This window comes from Pseudarthrobacter enclensis (assembly GCF_030811655.1).
GTDB lineage: Bacteria > Actinomycetota > Actinomycetes > Actinomycetales > Micrococcaceae > Arthrobacter > Arthrobacter enclensis_A.
Map to the genome: position 1 here is coordinate 81,272 of NZ_JAUSRE010000011.1, position 16,421 is coordinate 97,692.

The 16,421-nt window shown below is 65.4% G+C and carries 17 protein-coding genes; 11 read left to right on the forward strand and 6 right to left on the reverse strand.

Annotated features, from left to right (window positions below; translation table 11 throughout):
- Positions 1-31: 31 nt before the first annotated feature.
- From J2X98_RS11970 to J2X98_RS11985, 4 genes are all read right to left on the reverse strand, one after another.
- Positions 32-982 carry a carbohydrate ABC transporter permease gene (locus J2X98_RS11970; protein WP_307308313.1) on the reverse strand — a complete coding sequence of 317 codons (951 nt, stop codon included), beginning with the start codon at positions 980-982 and terminating at the stop codon, positions 32-34.
- Positions 972-1,913: a carbohydrate ABC transporter permease gene (locus J2X98_RS11975; RefSeq protein WP_307308316.1), complete on the reverse strand. Its 942-nt coding sequence runs from the start codon at positions 1,911-1,913 to the stop codon at positions 972-974. Before J2X98_RS11975 ends, J2X98_RS11970 begins: the two co-directional genes overlap by 11 nt.
- On the reverse strand, positions 1,910-3,211 hold the full coding sequence (locus J2X98_RS11980; protein ID WP_307308318.1) for an ABC transporter substrate-binding protein: 1,302 nt from the start codon (positions 3,209-3,211) through the stop codon (positions 1,910-1,912). Before J2X98_RS11980 ends, J2X98_RS11975 begins: the two co-directional genes overlap by 4 nt.
- A gap of 734 nt (positions 3,212-3,945) precedes the next feature.
- Positions 3,946-4,419 carry an ABC transporter substrate-binding protein gene (locus J2X98_RS11985; RefSeq protein WP_307308320.1) on the reverse strand — a complete coding sequence of 158 codons (474 nt, stop codon included), beginning with the start codon at positions 4,417-4,419 and terminating at the stop codon, positions 3,946-3,948.
- Positions 4,420-4,691: 272 nt separating this feature from the next.
- On the opposite strand from J2X98_RS11985, the gene J2X98_RS11990 reads away from it, so the two are divergent.
- Positions 4,692-5,069, forward strand: a complete 378-nt coding sequence (locus J2X98_RS11990; protein ID WP_141946065.1) for a DUF7793 family protein — start codon at positions 4,692-4,694, stop codon at positions 5,067-5,069.
- Positions 5,070-5,086: 17 nt separating this feature from the next.
- Here J2X98_RS11990 and J2X98_RS11995 read toward each other — a convergent pair whose 3' ends face one another.
- Positions 5,087-6,109 (reverse strand): LacI family DNA-binding transcriptional regulator, encoded by a 1,023-nt coding sequence (locus J2X98_RS11995; RefSeq protein WP_307308323.1) that lies wholly within the window; start codon positions 6,107-6,109, stop codon positions 5,087-5,089.
- Positions 6,110-6,260: 151 nt separating this feature from the next.
- Here J2X98_RS11995 and J2X98_RS12000 point away from each other — a divergent pair, with 151 nt between their 5' ends.
- The 8 genes from J2X98_RS12000 (at position 6,261) to J2X98_RS12035 (ending at position 14,417) form a co-directional block, all read left to right on the forward strand.
- The gene (locus J2X98_RS12000) at positions 6,261-6,614 is read left to right on the forward strand and encodes an L-rhamnose mutarotase (RefSeq protein WP_307308492.1); all 354 of its coding nucleotides are present in this window, start codon (positions 6,261-6,263) and stop codon (positions 6,612-6,614) included.
- Between the two features lie 66 nt (positions 6,615-6,680).
- Positions 6,681-7,847 carry an L-rhamnose isomerase gene (gene rhaI, locus J2X98_RS12005; protein ID WP_307308324.1) on the forward strand — a complete coding sequence of 389 codons (1,167 nt, stop codon included), beginning with the start codon at positions 6,681-6,683 and terminating at the stop codon, positions 7,845-7,847.
- Between the two features lie 7 nt (positions 7,848-7,854).
- The gene (locus J2X98_RS12010; protein ID WP_307308326.1) at positions 7,855-9,891 is read left to right on the forward strand and encodes a bifunctional aldolase/short-chain dehydrogenase; all 2,037 of its coding nucleotides are present in this window, start codon (positions 7,855-7,857) and stop codon (positions 9,889-9,891) included.
- The gene (locus J2X98_RS12015) at positions 9,888-11,345 is read left to right on the forward strand and encodes a rhamnulokinase (RefSeq protein ID WP_307308328.1); all 1,458 of its coding nucleotides are present in this window, start codon (positions 9,888-9,890) and stop codon (positions 11,343-11,345) included. The genes J2X98_RS12010 and J2X98_RS12015 overlap by 4 nt, the downstream gene beginning before the upstream one ends.
- A gap of 70 nt (positions 11,346-11,415) precedes the next feature.
- Complete coding sequence (locus J2X98_RS12020; RefSeq protein ID WP_307308330.1) at positions 11,416-12,435, forward strand: acetylxylan esterase; 1,020 nt, start codon at positions 11,416-11,418, stop codon at positions 12,433-12,435.
- A gap of 242 nt (positions 12,436-12,677) precedes the next feature.
- Positions 12,678-13,799 carry a 3-deoxy-7-phosphoheptulonate synthase gene (locus J2X98_RS12025; RefSeq protein ID WP_307308332.1) on the forward strand — a complete coding sequence of 374 codons (1,122 nt, stop codon included), beginning with the start codon at positions 12,678-12,680 and terminating at the stop codon, positions 13,797-13,799.
- A gap of 155 nt (positions 13,800-13,954) precedes the next feature.
- Positions 13,955-14,167: a helix-turn-helix domain-containing protein gene (locus J2X98_RS12030; RefSeq protein WP_141946079.1), complete on the forward strand. Its 213-nt coding sequence runs from the start codon at positions 13,955-13,957 to the stop codon at positions 14,165-14,167.
- A 151-nt stretch (positions 14,168-14,318) separates the two neighbouring features.
- Positions 14,319-14,417 (forward strand): 30S ribosomal protein bS22, encoded by a 99-nt coding sequence (locus J2X98_RS12035; RefSeq protein WP_003792170.1) that lies wholly within the window; start codon positions 14,319-14,321, stop codon positions 14,415-14,417.
- 103 nt (positions 14,418-14,520) lie between these two features.
- Here J2X98_RS12035 and J2X98_RS12040 read toward each other — a convergent pair whose 3' ends face one another.
- Positions 14,521-15,339, reverse strand: coding sequence for an HAD family hydrolase (locus J2X98_RS12040; protein WP_141946081.1), 819 nt, complete (start codon positions 15,337-15,339; stop codon positions 14,521-14,523).
- Positions 15,340-15,417: 78 nt separating this feature from the next.
- Between J2X98_RS12040 and J2X98_RS12045 the strand changes: the two genes are divergently transcribed.
- Both J2X98_RS12045 and J2X98_RS12050 read left to right on the forward strand, forming a co-directional pair.
- Complete coding sequence (locus J2X98_RS12045; protein ID WP_141946083.1) at positions 15,418-15,672, forward strand: glutaredoxin family protein; 255 nt, start codon at positions 15,418-15,420, stop codon at positions 15,670-15,672.
- 9 nt (positions 15,673-15,681) lie between these two features.
- A complete protein-coding gene (locus tag J2X98_RS12050) occupies positions 15,682-16,386 on the forward strand; it encodes a redox-sensing transcriptional repressor Rex (RefSeq protein ID WP_141946089.1) in 705 nt (234 codons plus the stop codon).
- The last annotated feature ends 35 nt before the right edge of the window (positions 16,387-16,421 follow it).

The window sequence follows — 16,421 nt, forward strand, 5'->3', positions numbered from 1 at the left end:
TCCGATCTGCCCCGCAGGGCGGTCCCTGTGCCTACTTGATGCCCGTTGTCGCGATGCCTTTGACCAGGAATTTTTGGCCGACGAGGAAGGCGATGAAGACGGGAAGGAGCGAGACGACCGACATGGCGAACATCGCGCCCCAGTCGGTGCTGGATTGGGCGTCGACGAAGCTCCGGAGCGCCACGGGGACGGTAAAGACGTCGGGGGAGGTGAGGTAGATGAGCTGGCCGAAGAAGTCGCTCCAGGTCCAGATGAACGTGAAGATGGTGGTGGTGGCCAGGGCCGGTGTCATCAGGGGGAGGATGACCTGCAGGAAGATGCGTGGGTGGCCGGCGCCGTCGATCCTGGCTGCTTCATCCAGCTCCCGGGGGATGCCACGGATGAACTGGACCATGAGGAAGATAAAGAACGCGTCGGTGGCCAGGAATTTCGGCACGATGAGGGGCGCGAAGGTGTTCACCCAACCGATCTGGGAGAACAGGATGTACTGGGGCACGATGACCACGTGGATGGGGAGCATGATGGTGACGAGCATGGCGCCGAACATCCACTTTTTGCCGCGGAAGTCCAGCCTGGCGAAGGCGTAGGCGGCCAGCGAGCAGGAGACGAGGTTTCCGATGACCGCGCCCAGGACGACGAGGGCCGAGTTCAGCAGGTAGGTGCCGAACGGTGAGGTCAGGGCGTTCCATCCGGTGGCGTAGTTCTCCGTGTGGACCTCGGTGAGCCAAAGTCCCGGGGCACGGAAGACGTCCGCACTGGGCCGGAAGGACGAGGCGATCATCCACAGCAAGGGGTAGATCATGATGATCGCGGCTGCGATCAGGACCGCGTGTTTCAGTACGCTCTTCGCGCGTTGCCTCGGACTCGGGGCATAGCCGGCTCTCCGGGTGATGGTGGTGCTTGCCGGGCGGCGTTCCCGGACGGGGCCGGGGACAGGTGGTGTGGCGTCGGTGGTGATGCGCGGGGCTGATTCAGTCGTCATAGAACACCCAGAATTTCGATGCGTAGAAGTTGATGGCGGTGAAGACGCCGACGATGACGAGCAGGACCCAGGCCATCGCCGATGCGTAGCCCATGTCGAACTGGCCGAAGCCGCGCTGGTAGAGGTAGAGCGTGAAGAACATGGTCGAATCGGACGGGCCGCCGGTGCCGCCGGAGACGATGAAGGCCTGTGTGAAGGACTGGAATGCTCCGATGATCTGCAGCACCAGGTTGAAGAAGATGATCGGGCTCAGCAAGGGCAGGGTGATTTTCAGGAACCGGGTTGCCCGGCCTGCGCCGTCCACGGCGGCGGCTTCGTAGTACATGCCGGGGATTTGACGCAGCCCGGCCAGGAAGATGATCATCGGCGAGCCAAAGGTCCATACGTGCAGCAGGATAATGCTGCCCAGCGCGGTGCTGGGGTCGGAGATCCAGCCCGGCCCGGTGATTCCCACCATGGCCAGGAGTTGGTTGACCAGGCCCGAGGTGCCGAACATCTGCTTCCAGAGGATTGCCACCGCCACGGAGGACCCCAGCAGGGACGGAAGGTAGAACACCGAACGGTAGAACGGCAGGCCCTTGAGGCCTTTGTCCAGGGCCATGGCCACGGCCAGGGCCAGGCCCAGTTGCAGCGGGACGCCGACGATCACGTATGTGAGCGTTACCCGCAGGGAGTTCCAGAACCGGTCGTCCTGCATCATCCGGGTGAAGTTGTCGGTACCGATCCAGTTTGGATCCTGGATCAGGTTGTAGTCCGTGAAGGACAGGTACAGGGAGATCAGCATCGGCCCAACCGTGATGGCTACCAGGCCCACTATCCAGGGGGCCAGGAAAACCATGGCGGCGCGGTTGTCCTTATAGGTCCGCTTGACGTTGGGGCGGCCGCCGCGGGACTTCTTCCCGAGGCTGCCCAGTTCAGCGAGTGCGCTCATTTCTTGGCACTCTTGATCATGTTGTCCGCGTCGCTCTTGAACGCTGCGGCTGCGTCCTGCGCGCTCGCGCGCCCGAAGAGGACATCGGTGGTGTGGCGGCCGAGGGAGTCGGCGGCCTTGCTCGACCCTGTGGGCGGGACGGCGGGCGGCTCTCCGAGTTCGGGCTTGATCTCGGAGAGGAAATCGAGGGCGCTCTTGTCGGTCGGGGTGAGCAGGGGCTTGATGGCGTCCTGGATCTTCTGGGACGTCGAGAAGCCGCGCTCCGTGGTGATGATCTTGGCAACGTCGGTGTTGTTGACGAGGTAGTCAATGAACGTAGCCGCTTCGGCCGCATGCTTGGAGCGGGATGACGCGGACCAGTACATCGACGGCTTGTAGAAGAGCCCATCGTCCTTGGGGTTGCCGTCCTGGCTCGGAACGCGCAGCAGCTTGATGTCGCTCCCGCTGGCCTTGGTCAGGGGCGCGAGCTGGTTGGTCCACCAGAACGACAGGCCGGTCTTGTTCGTCGCGGCGAGAGTCTGCTCGACGGGGGCGCCGATGTCCTCCTGTGCCACGCTGGCCGGGGGCGCCGCGTTGGCGTCCATCAGTTTCTTCTGGAAGGCCATGTAGGAGGCCACGCCGTCGACGGTAAAGCCGGTCTGGCCATCCTGCGTGTAGAGCTGCTCTCCCCGCTGGCGCAGCCAGATGCTGAGGCTCTGGTCCGTCAGGCCGTACGAGGATCCATAGTTGCCCGCGCCGGCGGCGAGGGCCTGGGCCGTCCTTAGGTAGTCGTCCCACGTCCACTTCGAGTCGTCAGGGATGGCGACGCCGGCCTTCTTGAACACGTTGACGTTGGCGAAGACCGCCAGGGCGTTCTGGCCAGTGCTGATGCCGTTCAGCTTGCCGTTGTACTGGCCTGCCTTGATCGTGTTCTGGTCGAAGGCGGACAGGTCCAGCTGGCTTTGCTTGGAGAGGTCGAGGAGCGCGCCCCGTCCGCCGTACTCCGCGATGTAGGCCAGATCCATCTGGATCACATCGGGTGCGTCGTTTGCGGCGGTCTGGGTAGCCAGCTTGTCCCAGTATCCCGACCACACGCCGGGCTCTGCCTGGATCTTGATGTTCGGATGGGCCTGCTGGAAGGCATCGATTACCTGCTGGGTCTGGTTGTTACGCACATCGTTGCCCCACCAGGAGACACGCAGGGTAACGGATCCGTCAGCGTTCTTCGAGCCGGCTCCGGTACCACAGGCGGAAAGGGCCCCCACGGCAGCAGTTCCCGCAAAGAGTGCCAGTGCCGATCGGCGGGTCAAGGTAGTCATTGTCTCTCCTTTGAGTTCATGGGTTGCTGTGCAGGGGGTCCGGGTCCGGATCCAGGGCGTGTGTCCTACGCCACGTTGCTCATGTATAAGGAAAGCGCATTCCGCAAAACTTGGCAAGCCCTTTCCGCCGGATTGGGCCCGTGATATGTAACGATTCAAAAATTGTCGCGGCCAGCGGGCTGCTGCTGGTCCGGATTTTCGGGAAACCGATTACTCGCGCGATGGGGACTATGTCCCGTCTCGCCGGTGCGGGGGTGGGGGAAGGAATCCTGCCACGCCGGCGGGGACCTTCAGTGCGGGTGCCTACTCATTTCTCGACACCCTCGCCTGGACTGCGCGCCCGAGCCTGCCCTGGATTGCCTTCGCCCTTTTTGCCCGGGTCCGGCCTGGGCGGGCTGTACCCGGCTGGAGGTGCTGAAGGGCGGGCCCTCGATGGCCTTTCGTCAATGGACTGTGCCTCTTCGAGTGGGCGTCTGCAGCCAGGGTGCTGGCGGCGGCCGGATCGGCTTCCGGCAGATGGCTCCGCTCCGGGCCGCCTGCCGCAACCTGGTGGTGGAGAAGCTTTAGCAGCAACGCAAGGCGGGCGGCCCGGAAGGGCCGCCCGCCTTGTTTGTCGGTTCCAGGTTATCGACCTGCCGGAAACTAGAGCCCCAGGAGGCGGTTGAGCAGGTTGGTGAGGCCGCTGAGTCCATTGCCGCCATCGAGGAGGCCGGTGACGGCGCAGAGGAGGTTGCCTACCAGGTTGCCCGCCCCGGTCTGGAGGTGATGTTCAGGACAACCTGGTTCAGGTCCACGTTGAGTCCCAGGAGATTCAGGTGCAGTGGCCCGAGGGCAAGGTTAAGGACATCGCAGCTGCCGCCGGAGGCGAGCGCGGCAGCTGTGGAGGGCGCGGCCGCAGCGGTGGTGGTCAGTGTCTGGGAGACCGGGGTGGCCACGCCGTTAAGGTCCGTGAAGGTACCCTGCACGAGACCCGTGACGGTCAGTTGGCCGTTTTGGGTGCTGAAACCTGACGGGGTGAAGGATCCCACGAAGGTGCCGACGCCGTCGATGGTCTGGTTGATGGTTCCCGTCACGTTGGCGACCCTTGTCGATTGGGTGGCGGTGGAAGGAGCCGCCGGCGCCGCAGCGGTTGCGGGACCTGCCATGCCGAAGAGCATGGCGCCGGAAAGGGCAATGGCGGTGACTGAAGCTGAGACCTTTGTTCGCATTTTTGGTAAATCCTCTCAGCGCCGGGATGCGGCGCATCGAACCCCCCGAGGCTCCGCCCCCATGGAGAACCCCGGCGGAACTGGTTATTCAAATGCAGTTTTCAGATGCAGCCCTGGTGGGCCGCGACACGTGGCGCCGAAGTGATCCAGGCCACGGACACGCCGACCACCGTATTAGTAAGTATGCTGATTAGTCAAGCGGTGGAGTGTCCTCCCTTGGATTGGTGCAAGATAGAGGGGTTCGTGATCTGCCCACTGGAGGGAGGCGTGATATGGAACCCGTAGTGGTTGACGGCGGCAAAGGCACCGTGGAGCTGCGTGCCGACGGCATCATCCACCTCATTTGGGAACCCAAGGTCCGCATAGAAGCCGAGGATGCCCAGGCCGCCATGGCTGCCGTGAACCGTCTGGCCGGTGACGGCAACTATCCGATGCTGGTGGACATGGCCACCACCGAAAACGTCAGCATCCAGGCGCGGTCGGTTTTCTCCATCCCCTGCGCAGCCAGCCGCATTGCCCTGCTGGGCTCGAGTCCTGTGGACCGGATCATCGCCAATTTCTTCCTCGGCGTCCACGTTCCGCCGTGCCCTACCCGTTTCTTCACGTCCCGGGATGAGTCCATGAAGTGGCTGCGGCAGGACGGAAAGTAGCAGGTACTTTTGCTGCCCTAACCTGCGGCGGGTGTGGCGGTGCTCTGCCTGACCACCAGCTCGGGAGTGAACACGACGGCCCGGTGGACCGGACTCTGGGACTCCACCTCTTCGGACAGCAGCTCGATGGCCGTCCTGCCCAGCAATTCGGTTGGCTGGCGGATCGATGACAGCGGGACCACTGCCGATGCCGCAAAGTCGATGTCGTCGTAGCCGATCAGCGCCACGTCCGCCGGGATGCGGAACGTGTGGGTCATGGTGAGCGACTGCATAACGCCGAGGGCCAGGAGGTCGTTGGCGCAGAAAATTCCGTCCGGCAGGTCCGCCCGGCCGCGCTGGACCAGCGCGTCGCCCACGCTGCGGCCGGCCAGTACTGTCTGGCCTTCCGCGTCCAGCACCTCCAGCGTGGCATCCGGTTCCTCTTTCACGGCCCGCCGGGCGCCCTGGAGGCGGTCCGCGACCTGCCGGATGGACGTGGGTCCGCCAACAAAGGCCAGCCGGCGGCGGCCGGTGTCCAGCAGGTGCCGGGCGGCAAGGTACCCGCCGGCGTCGTCATCCACTGCAACCGAGCTGAACTTGGACTCGTCAGCCAGCCGGTCCACCACTACCGTAGGCACGCCGCGCTCGCGGAGGAGATCCAGCCTGGCCGTCACATCGCCCACCGGTGAAATCAGGAGTCCCTGGACGCGCTGCTCCTGGAAGAGGTCGATGTAGTTCGCTTCCCGGGCGGCGTCATGGCCGCTGTCGCCCAGCAGGACGGCGCTTCCCTGCAGCGCGGCCGCGTCCTCTGCTGCACGCACCACGGAGGTGAAGAAGGGGTTGCCGACGTCCAGAACAATGAGCCCGATGGTGCGGCTGTGGCCCACGCGGAGCTGGCGGGCGGCATCATTCCGCACGAAGCCAAGGTCATCGATGGCGCGCAGCACCCGCTCCTTGGTCCTTTCCGACACCCGGTCCGGGTAGTTCAGGACGTTGGAAACTGTCCCCACGGCCACCCCCGCGTGGGTGGCCACGTCCTTGATGCTGGCTGTGCGGTTCATCGATTCTCCGTGCCGGTCTGCCCGTGGAGGTCGGTTCCGCGGGGTGGATCAAAAATTTCTGCCGTTGCTTGACACCTGCTCAATTCCAAGAGTACTTTGAATCGTACCAATGAAACGATTCAAAGGAATCGTGGTTTCCGGAGGGGTTCCCATGCGCGTGTGCTTCCGTTCCTCGGTCCAGCCGGCTCTGATGGCCGAATACCGGCGCCGGCACGCCGCTGTGTGGCCGGGCATGCTCCTCGCCCTCAAGAACGCAGGGTGGCACAACTACTCCCTGTTCCTGGGGGAGGACGGGCTCCTTGTGGGCTACGTGGAGTGCGACGACTTTGACGCTGCCCGCGCCCGCATGGCCCTGACGGAGGTCAACGCCCGCTGGCAGGCGGAGATGGCAGCACTTTTCGAGGACTCCGGGCAGGCGCCGGATGAAGGGTTCCAGGTACTTGAGGAAGTCTTCAACCTGGACAGCCAGCTCGCAGCCGCCGGTTCCCAGCAACCACAGCACTAACGCTCCAGCAGCGGGGCACCCACCATGAAGCATCAGACAGACGCTCCACCACCGGAAAGAACTAACATGAATGACGTAGCAACGGCGCTGGGCAGGCTTGGGGAGCTTGCTATCGAGGTCCCTTCGTGGGCTTATGGAAATTCGGGTACGCGGTTCAGGGTGTTCGGCACGCCCGGTACCCCGCGGACCGTGCAGGAGAAGCTGGCGGACGCCGCAAAGGTCCATGAGCTGACGGGCCTTGCCCCCACAGTGGCCCTGCACATCCCGTGGGACAAGGTGGACGATTACTCGGCCCTCAAGGAGTACGCCGCCGGACTGGGTGTCGGCTTGGGCACCATCAACTCCAACACCTTCCAGGATGATGAGTACAAGTTCGGCTCCCTGACCTCCTCGAATGAGGCTGTCCGGCGCCGGGCGATCGACCACCACCTTGACTGCATCGAGATCATGCATGCCACCGGCTCACGCGACTTGAAGATCTGGCTGGCGGACGGCACAAACTATCCGGGCCAGGACGATCTGCGTGGCCGCCAGGACCGGCTGGCCGAGTCGCTGCGGGAGATCTATGCGGCCCTGGGGGATGGGCAGCGTTTGGTGCTGGAGTACAAGTTCTTCGAGCCGGCTTTTTATCACACGGATGTTCCGGACTGGGGCACCTCGTACGCCCAGACCCTGGCGTTGGGGGAGAAGGCGTTCGTCTGCCTGGATACCGGCCACCACGCGCCGGGCACCAACATCGAGTTCATCGTGATGCAGTTGCTGCGGCTGGGCAAGCTGGGCTCTTTCGACTTCAATTCGCGCTTCTATGCCGATGACGACCTGATAGTGGGTGCCGCGGATCCGTTCCAGCTTTTCCGCATCATGCATGAGGTGATCCGGGGCGGCGGGTACGGGAAGGATTCCGCCGTGGCCCTCATGCTGGACCAGTGCCACAACCTGGAGGAGAAGATCCCGGGCCAGATCCGCTCGGTGCTTAACGTCCAGGAGATGACGTTGCGTGCCCTGCTGGTGGATACCGCTGCATTGGGCGAGGCCCAGCGGGCGGGGGACGTCCTGGCCGCCAACGGCATCTTCAATGATGCGTTCTACACCGACGTCAGGCCGATGCTGGCCCAGTGGCGTGAATCCCGCGGCCTGCCCGCGGACCCGATGGCCGCCTACAGGGCCAGCGGCTACCAGAAACAGATCAACGAGGACCGCGCAGGCGGCCAGCAAGCCGGATGGGGCGCCTAGAAAAGCCATGAGCAACAAGACTGTTGAAGACCTGATTTCCCGTTCCAACCGCCTGGGCGCGGACAAGCGGAACACCAACTTCGCCGGCGGCAACACCTCCGCCAAGGGCACCGAAAAGGACCCCGTCACCGGGGAGGACGTCCAGTTGCTGTGGGTCAAGGGCTCCGGCGGTGACCTGGGCACGCTGAAGGAGCAGAACCTTGCGGTGCTGCGGCTGGACCGGCTGACCGCGCTCAAGAACGTGTACCCCGGCGTTGAGCGGGAGGACGAGATGGTGGCCGCGTTCGACTACTGCCTCCACGGCAAGGGCGGTGCTGCTCCCTCCATCGATACGGCCATGCACGGGCTGGTGGACGCCGCGCACGTTGACCACCTGCACCCGGACTCCGGCATCGCCATCGCCACCGCCGTGGACGGTGAGGCGCTGACCACCAAGATCTTCGGCACCAAGGTGGTCTGGGTGCCGTGGCGCCGTCCCGGTTTCCAGCTGGGCCTGGACATCGCCGCGATCAAGGACGCCAACCCGCAGGCCATCGGCACCATCCTGGGCGGCCACGGCATCACCGCCTGGGGCGCCACCAGCGAAGAAGCGGAACAGAACTCGCTGTGGATCATCGACCAGGCCGAGAAATACATTCGGGACAACGGCAAGGCCGAACCCTTTGGGCCCAGGCTGCCCGGGTATGGCGCCCTGCCCGAGGCCGAGCGGCGTGCCAAGGCCGCCGCGCTGGCACCGGTGATCCGCGGCCTGGCCTCCACGGACAAGCCGGTCCTGGGGCACTTCAGTGATGACGCCGTCGTCCTGGACTTCCTGGAGTCGGCGGAGCACCCAAGGCTGGGAGCCCTGGGCACCTCCTGCCCGGACCACTTCCTGCGCACCAAGGTCAAGCCGCTGATCCTGGACCTGCCGGCTGACGCCTCCATCGGGGATTCGATCGCCCGGCTTCAAGAGCTCCACGCCGACTACCGCGAGGACTACCAGGCCTATTACGACCGGCACAAGATCGCTGATTCCCCGGCGCTGCGCGGCGCGGACCCGGCGATCGTGCTGGTGCCGGGTGTGGGCATGTTCTCCTTCGGCGCCAACAAGCAGACCGCCCGGGTGGCCGGTGAGTTCTATATCAACGCCATCAACGTGATGCGGGGCGCCGAGGCGATCTCCACCTACGCCCCGATCGAGGAATCCGAGAAGTTCCGGATCGAATACTGGGCGCTGGAGGAAGCCAAGCTGGCCCGGATGCCCAAGCCCAAGTCGCACGCCACCCGCATTGCGCTGGTGACCGGCGCGGCATCCGGCATCGGCAAGGCCATCGCCACCCGCCTCGCGGCGGAAGGCGCCTGCGTGGTCATCGCCGACCTGAACCTGGCCAACGCCCAAAAGGTCGCCGAGGAGCTGGGCGGCCCGGATGTCGCCGTCGGCGTCCAGGCGGACGTGACGGATGAAGCCCAGGTCGCGGCAGCGATCGACGCCGCCGTGCTGGCGTTCGGCGGCGTGGACCTGGTGGTCAACAACGCCGGCCTGTCCATTTCCAAGCCACTGCTGGAAACCACCGAAAAGGACTGGGACCTGCAGCACAACGTCATGGCCAAGGGCTCCTTCCTGGTAGCCAAGGCCGCGGCCAGGGTGATGATCGCCCAGGGCATGGGCGGGGACATCATCTACATCTCCTCCAAGAACTCCGTGTTCGCGGGCCCGAACAACATCGCCTACTCCGCCACCAAGGCAGACCAGGCCCACCAGGTGCGGCTCCTCGCGGCCGAACTGGGCGAGCACGGCATCCGCGTCAACGGCATCAACCCCGACGGCGTGGTCCGCGGCTCCGGCATCTTCGCCGGCGGCTGGGGCGCCAAACGCGCAGCGGTCTACGGCGTGGACGAGGAGAAACTGGGCGAGTACTACGCCCAGCGCACCCTGCTCAAGCGCGAAGTCCTGCCCGAGCACGTGGCCAACGCCGCCGCCGTTCTTACCAGCAATGAACTGTCCCACACCACCGGCCTGCACATCCCCGTGGACGCCGGAGTGGCGGCAGCCTTCCTGCGGTGAGCACGCTGTCCAACGGTGTCGACGGCGGCGTGTTCGCCGCCGTCGACATCGGAGCTTCGTCCGGCCGCGTGATCCTGGGACGTGTCTCCCGGAACGGGGTGGCGCTGGAGACCGTCCACCGCTTCCCCAACGGCGTGGTGGAACTCGACGGAGGCCTCCGCTGGGACTTCGACGCCCTTTACGCGGAGGTGTTCACGGGACTCCGGGCCGCGGCCACCGTGGCGGCCGTGCAGGGCGAGACGATCGCCAGCATCGGCATCGATACCTGGGCCGTGGACTACGGCCTGGTGGATGCGGACGGGAGGCTGGTGGCGCAGCCTTACAGCTACCGCGACGACCGCAGCCGTGCCGCCGTCGCGCCCGTCCACGCCAGGCTGGATCCCGCGCGCCTGTACCAGACCACCGGGCTGCAGTTCCTGCAGTTCAACACCATCTACCAGTTGGCCACCGAGCAGGACCTGGACGGGCTGCAGGCGCTGCTCATCCCGGATCTGATCGCCTTCCTGCTCACGGGGAAGCGCCGGACCGAAGCCACTAACGCCTCCACCACCGGGCTGTTCGATGCCGTGGCGGGGGAGTGGGCCACCGAATTCTTCACCGCGCTGGGACTGCGGAAAGACCTGTTCCCGCCGCTGATCCAGCCCGGCGACACGTACGGGGTCCTTTTGCCGGACGTTGCCGCGGCCGCGGGACTTCCCGCCGGAACCCCCGTGGTGGCCGTTGGTTCCCACGACACCGCGTCCGCCGTCGCGGCCGTTCCTGCCACGGAGGACGCGTTCGCCTACATCTCGTCAGGCACCTGGTCGCTGGTGGGACTGGAACTCAAGCACCCCGTCCTGACCCAGGCAAGCCGGGAAGCGAACTTCACGAATGAACGCGGCGTGGACGGCACCATCCGCTACCTGCGGAACGTGGGCGGCCTGTGGCTGCTGAGCGAGTGCCAGCGGACCTGGGCCGGCGAAGGCTTCCACCCGGAGCTGCCGGCACTGCTGGAAGCCGCGGCTGCCCTGCCCGCCGGAGGGCCGCAGATCAACGCGGACGATCCCTACTTCATCGCCCCGGACAACATGCCCGAACGCATCCGCGCTGCAGTCCGCCGCACCGGCGACGTCCTGCCCGACCATCCCGTAGCCATCACCCGCTGCATCATGGACAGCCTCGCCAGTGGCTACGCCCGCACCATCACCGCTGCCGAACGCCTCGCCGGCCGTGCGGTGGAGGTAGTGCACGTGGTAGGCGGCGGTTCGCAGAACACCCTGCTCTGCCAGCTCACCGCCAACGCCACCGGCCGGCCCGTCGTCGCCGGTCCCGTCGAAGCGACGGCGCTGGGCAACGTGCTGGTCCAGGCCCGCGCCGCCGGGGCCGCGGCAGGAGGGCTGCCGGAACTACGCCGAATCATCACCGCAGGAACTACGCTTCGCCGGTTCGAACCGTTGGACCTCATCGTTCATTGAGGATTCATGCACTAGAAATAGAAGATCTCCTCCGCGGGCCCCCGGACCACCAGAAACCAGAAGGACAACGATGCCCCTCTTCGACCTTCCCCTTGCACAGCTCCGCAGCTACACCTCCGATGTCACTCCGCCGGAAGACCTTGCCGCCTTCTGGGATGCCACGCTGGACGAAGCCCGCGCCTTTCCGCTGGACGCGACCTTTGAGCCTGTGGAGAACTACCTCACGGTGATCGACACTTACGACGTCACCTTTTCCGGCTTCGGGGGTGCTCCGGTCAAAGGCTGGCTGCACCTGCCTGCCAACCGGGAGGCGGGGGCCCGGCTTCCGGTGGTGGTGAACTACATCGGCTATTCGGGCGGCCGCGGCCTGGTCAACCAGGACACGCGCTGGGCTCAGGCCGGGTACGCCCACTTCATTATGGACACCCGCGGCCAGGGGTACGGCGGCATGGTCGGTGACACGGCTGATCCGCACCCGTCGGCCGGCGACGTGGCGCACGCCGGCCTGATGACGCGGGGCATCGCCAGACGCGAGGACTACTACTACCGACGCGTCTACGTGGACGCCTTCCGCGCCGTGGAGGCTGCCCAGGCCCACCCCGCCGTCGATCCCGCCAAGGTGGTGCTGGCCGGAGTCAGCCAGGGCGGCGGACTGGTGGTGTCCACTGCGGGGCTCACCGCCGGACGGCTCGACGGCGTCATCGCCGCGCTGCCGGACGTGCCCTTCCTGCAGGACTTTCCCCGCGCCATCGACATCACCCCGCGCGGGCCCTACCCGGAGATTGCCCAGTTCCTGGCCCGGCACCGGGACCGTTACGACGCGGCGCTGGCCGTCCTGAGCTATTTCGACGGCGTCAACCTGGCCCGCTACGCCACCGCGCCGGCGCTCTATTCCGCTGCCCAAATGGATGACATCTGCCCGCCGTCCACGGTGTTCGCCAGCTACAACGCCTACGGCTCCGGGACCAACGGGTCTTCCGCCTCCGGTGCCGCCAAGGACATCGAGGTGTACCGCTTCAACAACCACGAAGGCGGCCAGGAGCACCACTGGATCCGTCAGCTGCAGTTCCTTCGCAAGCTGCTGGGGTAAATCCGGGACGGATTGTGACGGCAGCTGATTTTGCGGACGAGGTGACGCGGGCTTATGGTCTTTGCCATGACTAACCGTTGGTATGCGTATTTTTCGTTGGCTCTGGAGGAGCCCGCGTCTAACTGACACGCATCCAACTTTCCTTCAGAGCCAACAGGGCAGAGATGATTCTCTGCCCTTCGCCGTTTCTCCGGCGGGTTCTGAAATCCGGGCCCGCTTCCCATCTGGAACAGGACCCGAACATGAGCACCGCAACAGCAGCAGCCCCCGCTACCGAGACCAAGTCCACCTCCAACCTGCGGGTCAGTGAATTCACTCCGCTGCCCACTCCTTCCGAACTCCTCGCCGAACTGCCCCTGGACGCCCGGGCCGCGGACGTCGTCGAGCGGGGACGCGACGAAGTGCGCGCCATCATGGACGGCGTGGACGACCGCCTGCTCGTCATCGTGGGACCCTGCTCCATCCACGATCCAAAGGCGGGCCTGGAATACGCCCGCCGGCTGGTCAGCCAGGCCGAAAAGCACAAGGAAGACCTGCTGATCGTGATGCGGACCTACTTCGAGAAGCCGCGCACCACGGTCGGATGGAAGGGCCTGATCAACGATCCCCGGCTGGACGGCAGCCACGACATGGTCACGGGCCTGCGCGCCGCCAGGAAGTTCCTTCAGCAGGTGACGGCGCTGGGCCTGCCCACCGCCACTGAGTTCCTGGAGCCCATCAGCCCCCAGTACATGGCTGACCTCATCTCGTGGGGTGCCATCGGCGCCCGCACCACCGAAAGCCAGATCCACCGGCAGCTTGCCTCCGGCCTCTCCATGCCCATCGGCTTCAAGAACGGGACCGACGGCGGCCTGCAGGTGGCGATCGATGCCTGCGGTGCTGCGGCGGCGGCCCAGGCGTTCCTGGGGATCGACGGGGAGGGCCGGGCTGCACTGGTGGCCACTGCCGGCAACCCCGATACCCACGTAATCCTGCGCGGCGGCCGCAAGGGGCCCAACTACTCAGCGGCGGATGTGGAGCGGGCCTCCAGCGAGCTGGCAGGCAAGGGGCTGAACCCGCGCCTCATTGTCGATGCCAGCCACGCCAACAGCGGCAAGAGCCACCACCGCCAGGCCGAGGTGGCGCTGGAGATCGGTGCCCAACTGGAGGACGGCGGGACGGCAGCGCGGGCAGTGGCCGGCGTGATGCTGGAGAGCTTCCTGATGGGCGGCGCGCAGAACCTGGACGTCGCCGAGCACGCGGCGGGGCGATCCGAACTGGCCTACGGACAAAGCGTCACGGACGCCTGCATGGACTGGGACGTTTCCGCCTCAGTGCTGGAGCAGCTGGCAGCCTCGTCCCGGAAGCGTCGGCAGTCGAAATAGGGGACCGAAATAGGGGCGCGCACTACTTTCACATCTGCCACATGAACATCTAGAGTATCTATTTAGGTGGTTGGTGGATGGCTCAGCATCGTAACACCGCATTGGCACGTACCTGGGGTCACTGTTTCCATCCGTCAGCAAAGGAAAATAGGGAAATGTCGGCAGAACAGAACTTCTCCAACGCGAAGTTCCTGACCGTGGCTGAAGTAGCCGAGGTCATGCGCGTCTCCAAAATGACTGTCTACCGGTTGGTCCACTCCGGTGAAATGCCGGCTGTGCGCTTCGGCCGCTCCTACCGGGTACCGGAAAACGCCGTTGAACAGTACCTTAGGGGTGCCGTGGTGGACGGCCACACTGAGACGGCCTGAGGCAGCTTGTCCCGAGCCGCCCCCGATAGGCGGTACCCTGTTAAGGAACGTTTTACGTCATTGTAAGAATCTGTCAGTTGTTCAGTTCGTAGCTTTGTCCACGGACATTCCCCATCAGGCAGGTACTGCATCTAGTTTGTAAGGAACTTTCGTGGGTTCAGTTATCAAGAAGCGTCGCAAGCGTATGGCCAAGAAGAAGCACCGCAAGCTGCTTCGCAAGACCCGTCACCAGCGCCGCAACAAGAAGTAGCAATACTTCGTTCAGCGTGGAGATGCCCGTCCCCTTCCCAGGTGGCGGGCATTTCGTTTGTCCCCGTTGTAGTGCCGGCAGCGAGAGGCCAGCGCCGGCAACGCTAGGCGCGCGGGCCGCGGAAGCGGGCGAAGCCCTTCCACAGGCCGTAGACGACGCCACCGAAGGTTGCCGCCTTGAGGCCGAAGGTGGCGGCGCGGCGGCCGGCGCGGAAGTCGTAGACCGGCCAGTTGCGGTCGCGGGCGTGGCGGCGCAGCCGGGAGTCCGGGTTGATGGCCACAGGGTGTCCCACCAGCGACAGCAGGGGGATGTCGTTGTAGGAATCGCTGTACGCCCAGCAGCGCTTGAGGTCCAGGGCCTCCTCGTCGGCAATGGCCTGCACTGCGACGGCTTTCGCAGAGCCGTGCAGGATGTCACCCACCAGGCGTCCCGTGTACATGCCGTCCGAAACCTCGCCGACTGTGCCAAGTGCTCCGGTCAGTCCAAGGCGGGTGGAGATCACGGTGGCCACTTCGATGGGCGTGGCCGTCACCAGCCAGACCCGCCGGCCTACCCGCAGATGCTGTTCCGCCAGGGCCTTGGCGCCCGGCCAGATCCGTGACGCGATCATTTCGTCATAGACCTCTTCGCCGAGGGCCTTGATGTCGTCAACGCTGATGCCCACTGCCAGGGTCAGGGCCGAGTCCCGGACGGCGTGGACATCATCCATGTTTTCACCGCGGGCCACGAACTTGAACTGTTTCCAGGCCATGCCAGCCGCCTGCCTCAGGGTGAACGCTCCCCGCTGGTGCATCTTGCGGGCTACATGGAAGAGGCTGGCGCCGCGCATCAGGGTATTGTCCACGTCGAAAAACGCCGCTTCGCCGGGCTGCGGCGCAGCAACCGGCCGGGTGACTACGGCGACGTATTTCTCCTCGGGCATGGACTCGAGTCTAGTCAATCCACCGGCCTGCCGCCGTCGGCGTCACCGGCAACCCGCGAACGGCGATACCGTTAAGCCATGGCTACACCCCGCGTCGTCCTGGTCACCAAAGCTGACTGCCACCTTTGCGAAGAGGCGCGCGACGCCGTCAGCCGGGTCGTTGCCTCGCTGGGGCTTACCTGGAGCGAGGAACGGGTGGATAACCAGCCGGAACTCCGGGAGCGCTACGCCGAGGAGATTCCGGTGGTGCTGGTGGACGGGGTCCAGCGCGACTTCTGGAAAATCGACGAGGCCCGGCTGGAACGCGTGCTGCAGCGCGCCATGGCCCAGTAAGGGAGCGCCGTGACCTCCCTGGACTCAACATCGCAGCCTGTCCCGGAACTTCCCGATGCCGGCGGCACGCCGCCCAAACAGATACCGCCTGCCGCCGTGGCCCGGCTGACGCTCTACCTGCGGGCCCTCAACACCCTGCTGGCCGAGGGTGTGGAACGTGTCTCTTCCGAATCCCTCGCGGAGGCCTCGGGCGTCAGTTCCTCCACGCTGCGCAAGGACCTCTCCCATGTGGGTTCGTACGGCACCAGGGGGGTGGGTTACGAGGTGCAGTACCTCAGCCGCCACATTGCCGCGGCCCTTGGCCTGACCCACGACTGGAAGGTTGCCATTGTGGGCGCCGGCAACCTGGGCAAGGCCCTGGCGCGGTACGGCGGCTTTGAGTCCCGCGGATTCGACGTCGTGGCCATCTTCGACGCCGACCAGATGGTGGTGGGCAGCGAGGTGGGGTGGCTGCGGGTCAGCGACGTGGCAGACCTTGAGACCGTCCTGCACCGCACCGGCGCCAACATGGTGGTGCTGGCGCTTCCGGCCGCGGTGGCGCAGGGCGTCTGCGACCGCGTGGTGGCGGCAGGAGTGCGCAGCGTGCTGAGCTTCGCGCCGGTGATGCTGCAGGTTCCCGAGGGCGTAAACCTCCGCAAGGTGGACATGGCCACCGAACTCCAGATCCTGGCCTACCATGCCCAGCGGGCCCAGACGCCAGGGCAACCCGCCTAGGACCACTCGACACAGCAAAACGGCCCGGGAGACAT

Excerpts from the sequence above, each read along its gene's own strand:
- J2X98_RS11970 (WP_307308313.1), bottom strand. The coding sequence starts at position 982 with ATGACGACTGAATCAGCCCCGCGCATCACCACCGACGCCACACCACCT.
- J2X98_RS11975 (WP_307308316.1), bottom strand. The coding sequence starts at position 1,913 with ATGAGCGCACTCGCTGAACTGGGCAGCCTCGGGAAGAAGTCCCGCGGC.
- J2X98_RS11980 (WP_307308318.1), bottom strand. The coding sequence starts at position 3,211 with ATGACTACCTTGACCCGCCGATCGGCACTGGCACTCTTTGCGGGAACT.
- J2X98_RS11985 (WP_307308320.1), bottom strand. The coding sequence starts at position 4,419 with ATGCGAACAAAGGTCTCAGCTTCAGTCACCGCCATTGCCCTTTCCGGC.
- J2X98_RS11990 (WP_141946065.1), top strand. The coding sequence starts at position 4,692 with ATGGAACCCGTAGTGGTTGACGGCGGCAAAGGCACCGTGGAGCTGCGT.
- J2X98_RS11995 (WP_307308323.1), bottom strand. The coding sequence starts at position 6,109 with ATGAACCGCACAGCCAGCATCAAGGACGTGGCCACCCACGCGGGGGTG.
- J2X98_RS12000 (WP_307308492.1), top strand. The coding sequence starts at position 6,261 with ATGCGCGTGTGCTTCCGTTCCTCGGTCCAGCCGGCTCTGATGGCCGAA.
- rhaI (WP_307308324.1), top strand. The coding sequence starts at position 6,681 with ATGAATGACGTAGCAACGGCGCTGGGCAGGCTTGGGGAGCTTGCTATC.
- J2X98_RS12010 (WP_307308326.1), top strand. The coding sequence starts at position 7,855 with ATGAGCAACAAGACTGTTGAAGACCTGATTTCCCGTTCCAACCGCCTG.
- J2X98_RS12020 (WP_307308330.1), top strand. The coding sequence starts at position 11,416 with ATGCCCCTCTTCGACCTTCCCCTTGCACAGCTCCGCAGCTACACCTCC.
- J2X98_RS12025 (WP_307308332.1), top strand. The coding sequence starts at position 12,678 with ATGAGCACCGCAACAGCAGCAGCCCCCGCTACCGAGACCAAGTCCACC.
- J2X98_RS12030 (WP_141946079.1), top strand. The coding sequence starts at position 13,955 with ATGTCGGCAGAACAGAACTTCTCCAACGCGAAGTTCCTGACCGTGGCT.
- J2X98_RS12040 (WP_141946081.1), bottom strand. The coding sequence starts at position 15,339 with ATGCCCGAGGAGAAATACGTCGCCGTAGTCACCCGGCCGGTTGCTGCG.
- J2X98_RS12045 (WP_141946083.1), top strand. The coding sequence starts at position 15,418 with ATGGCTACACCCCGCGTCGTCCTGGTCACCAAAGCTGACTGCCACCTT.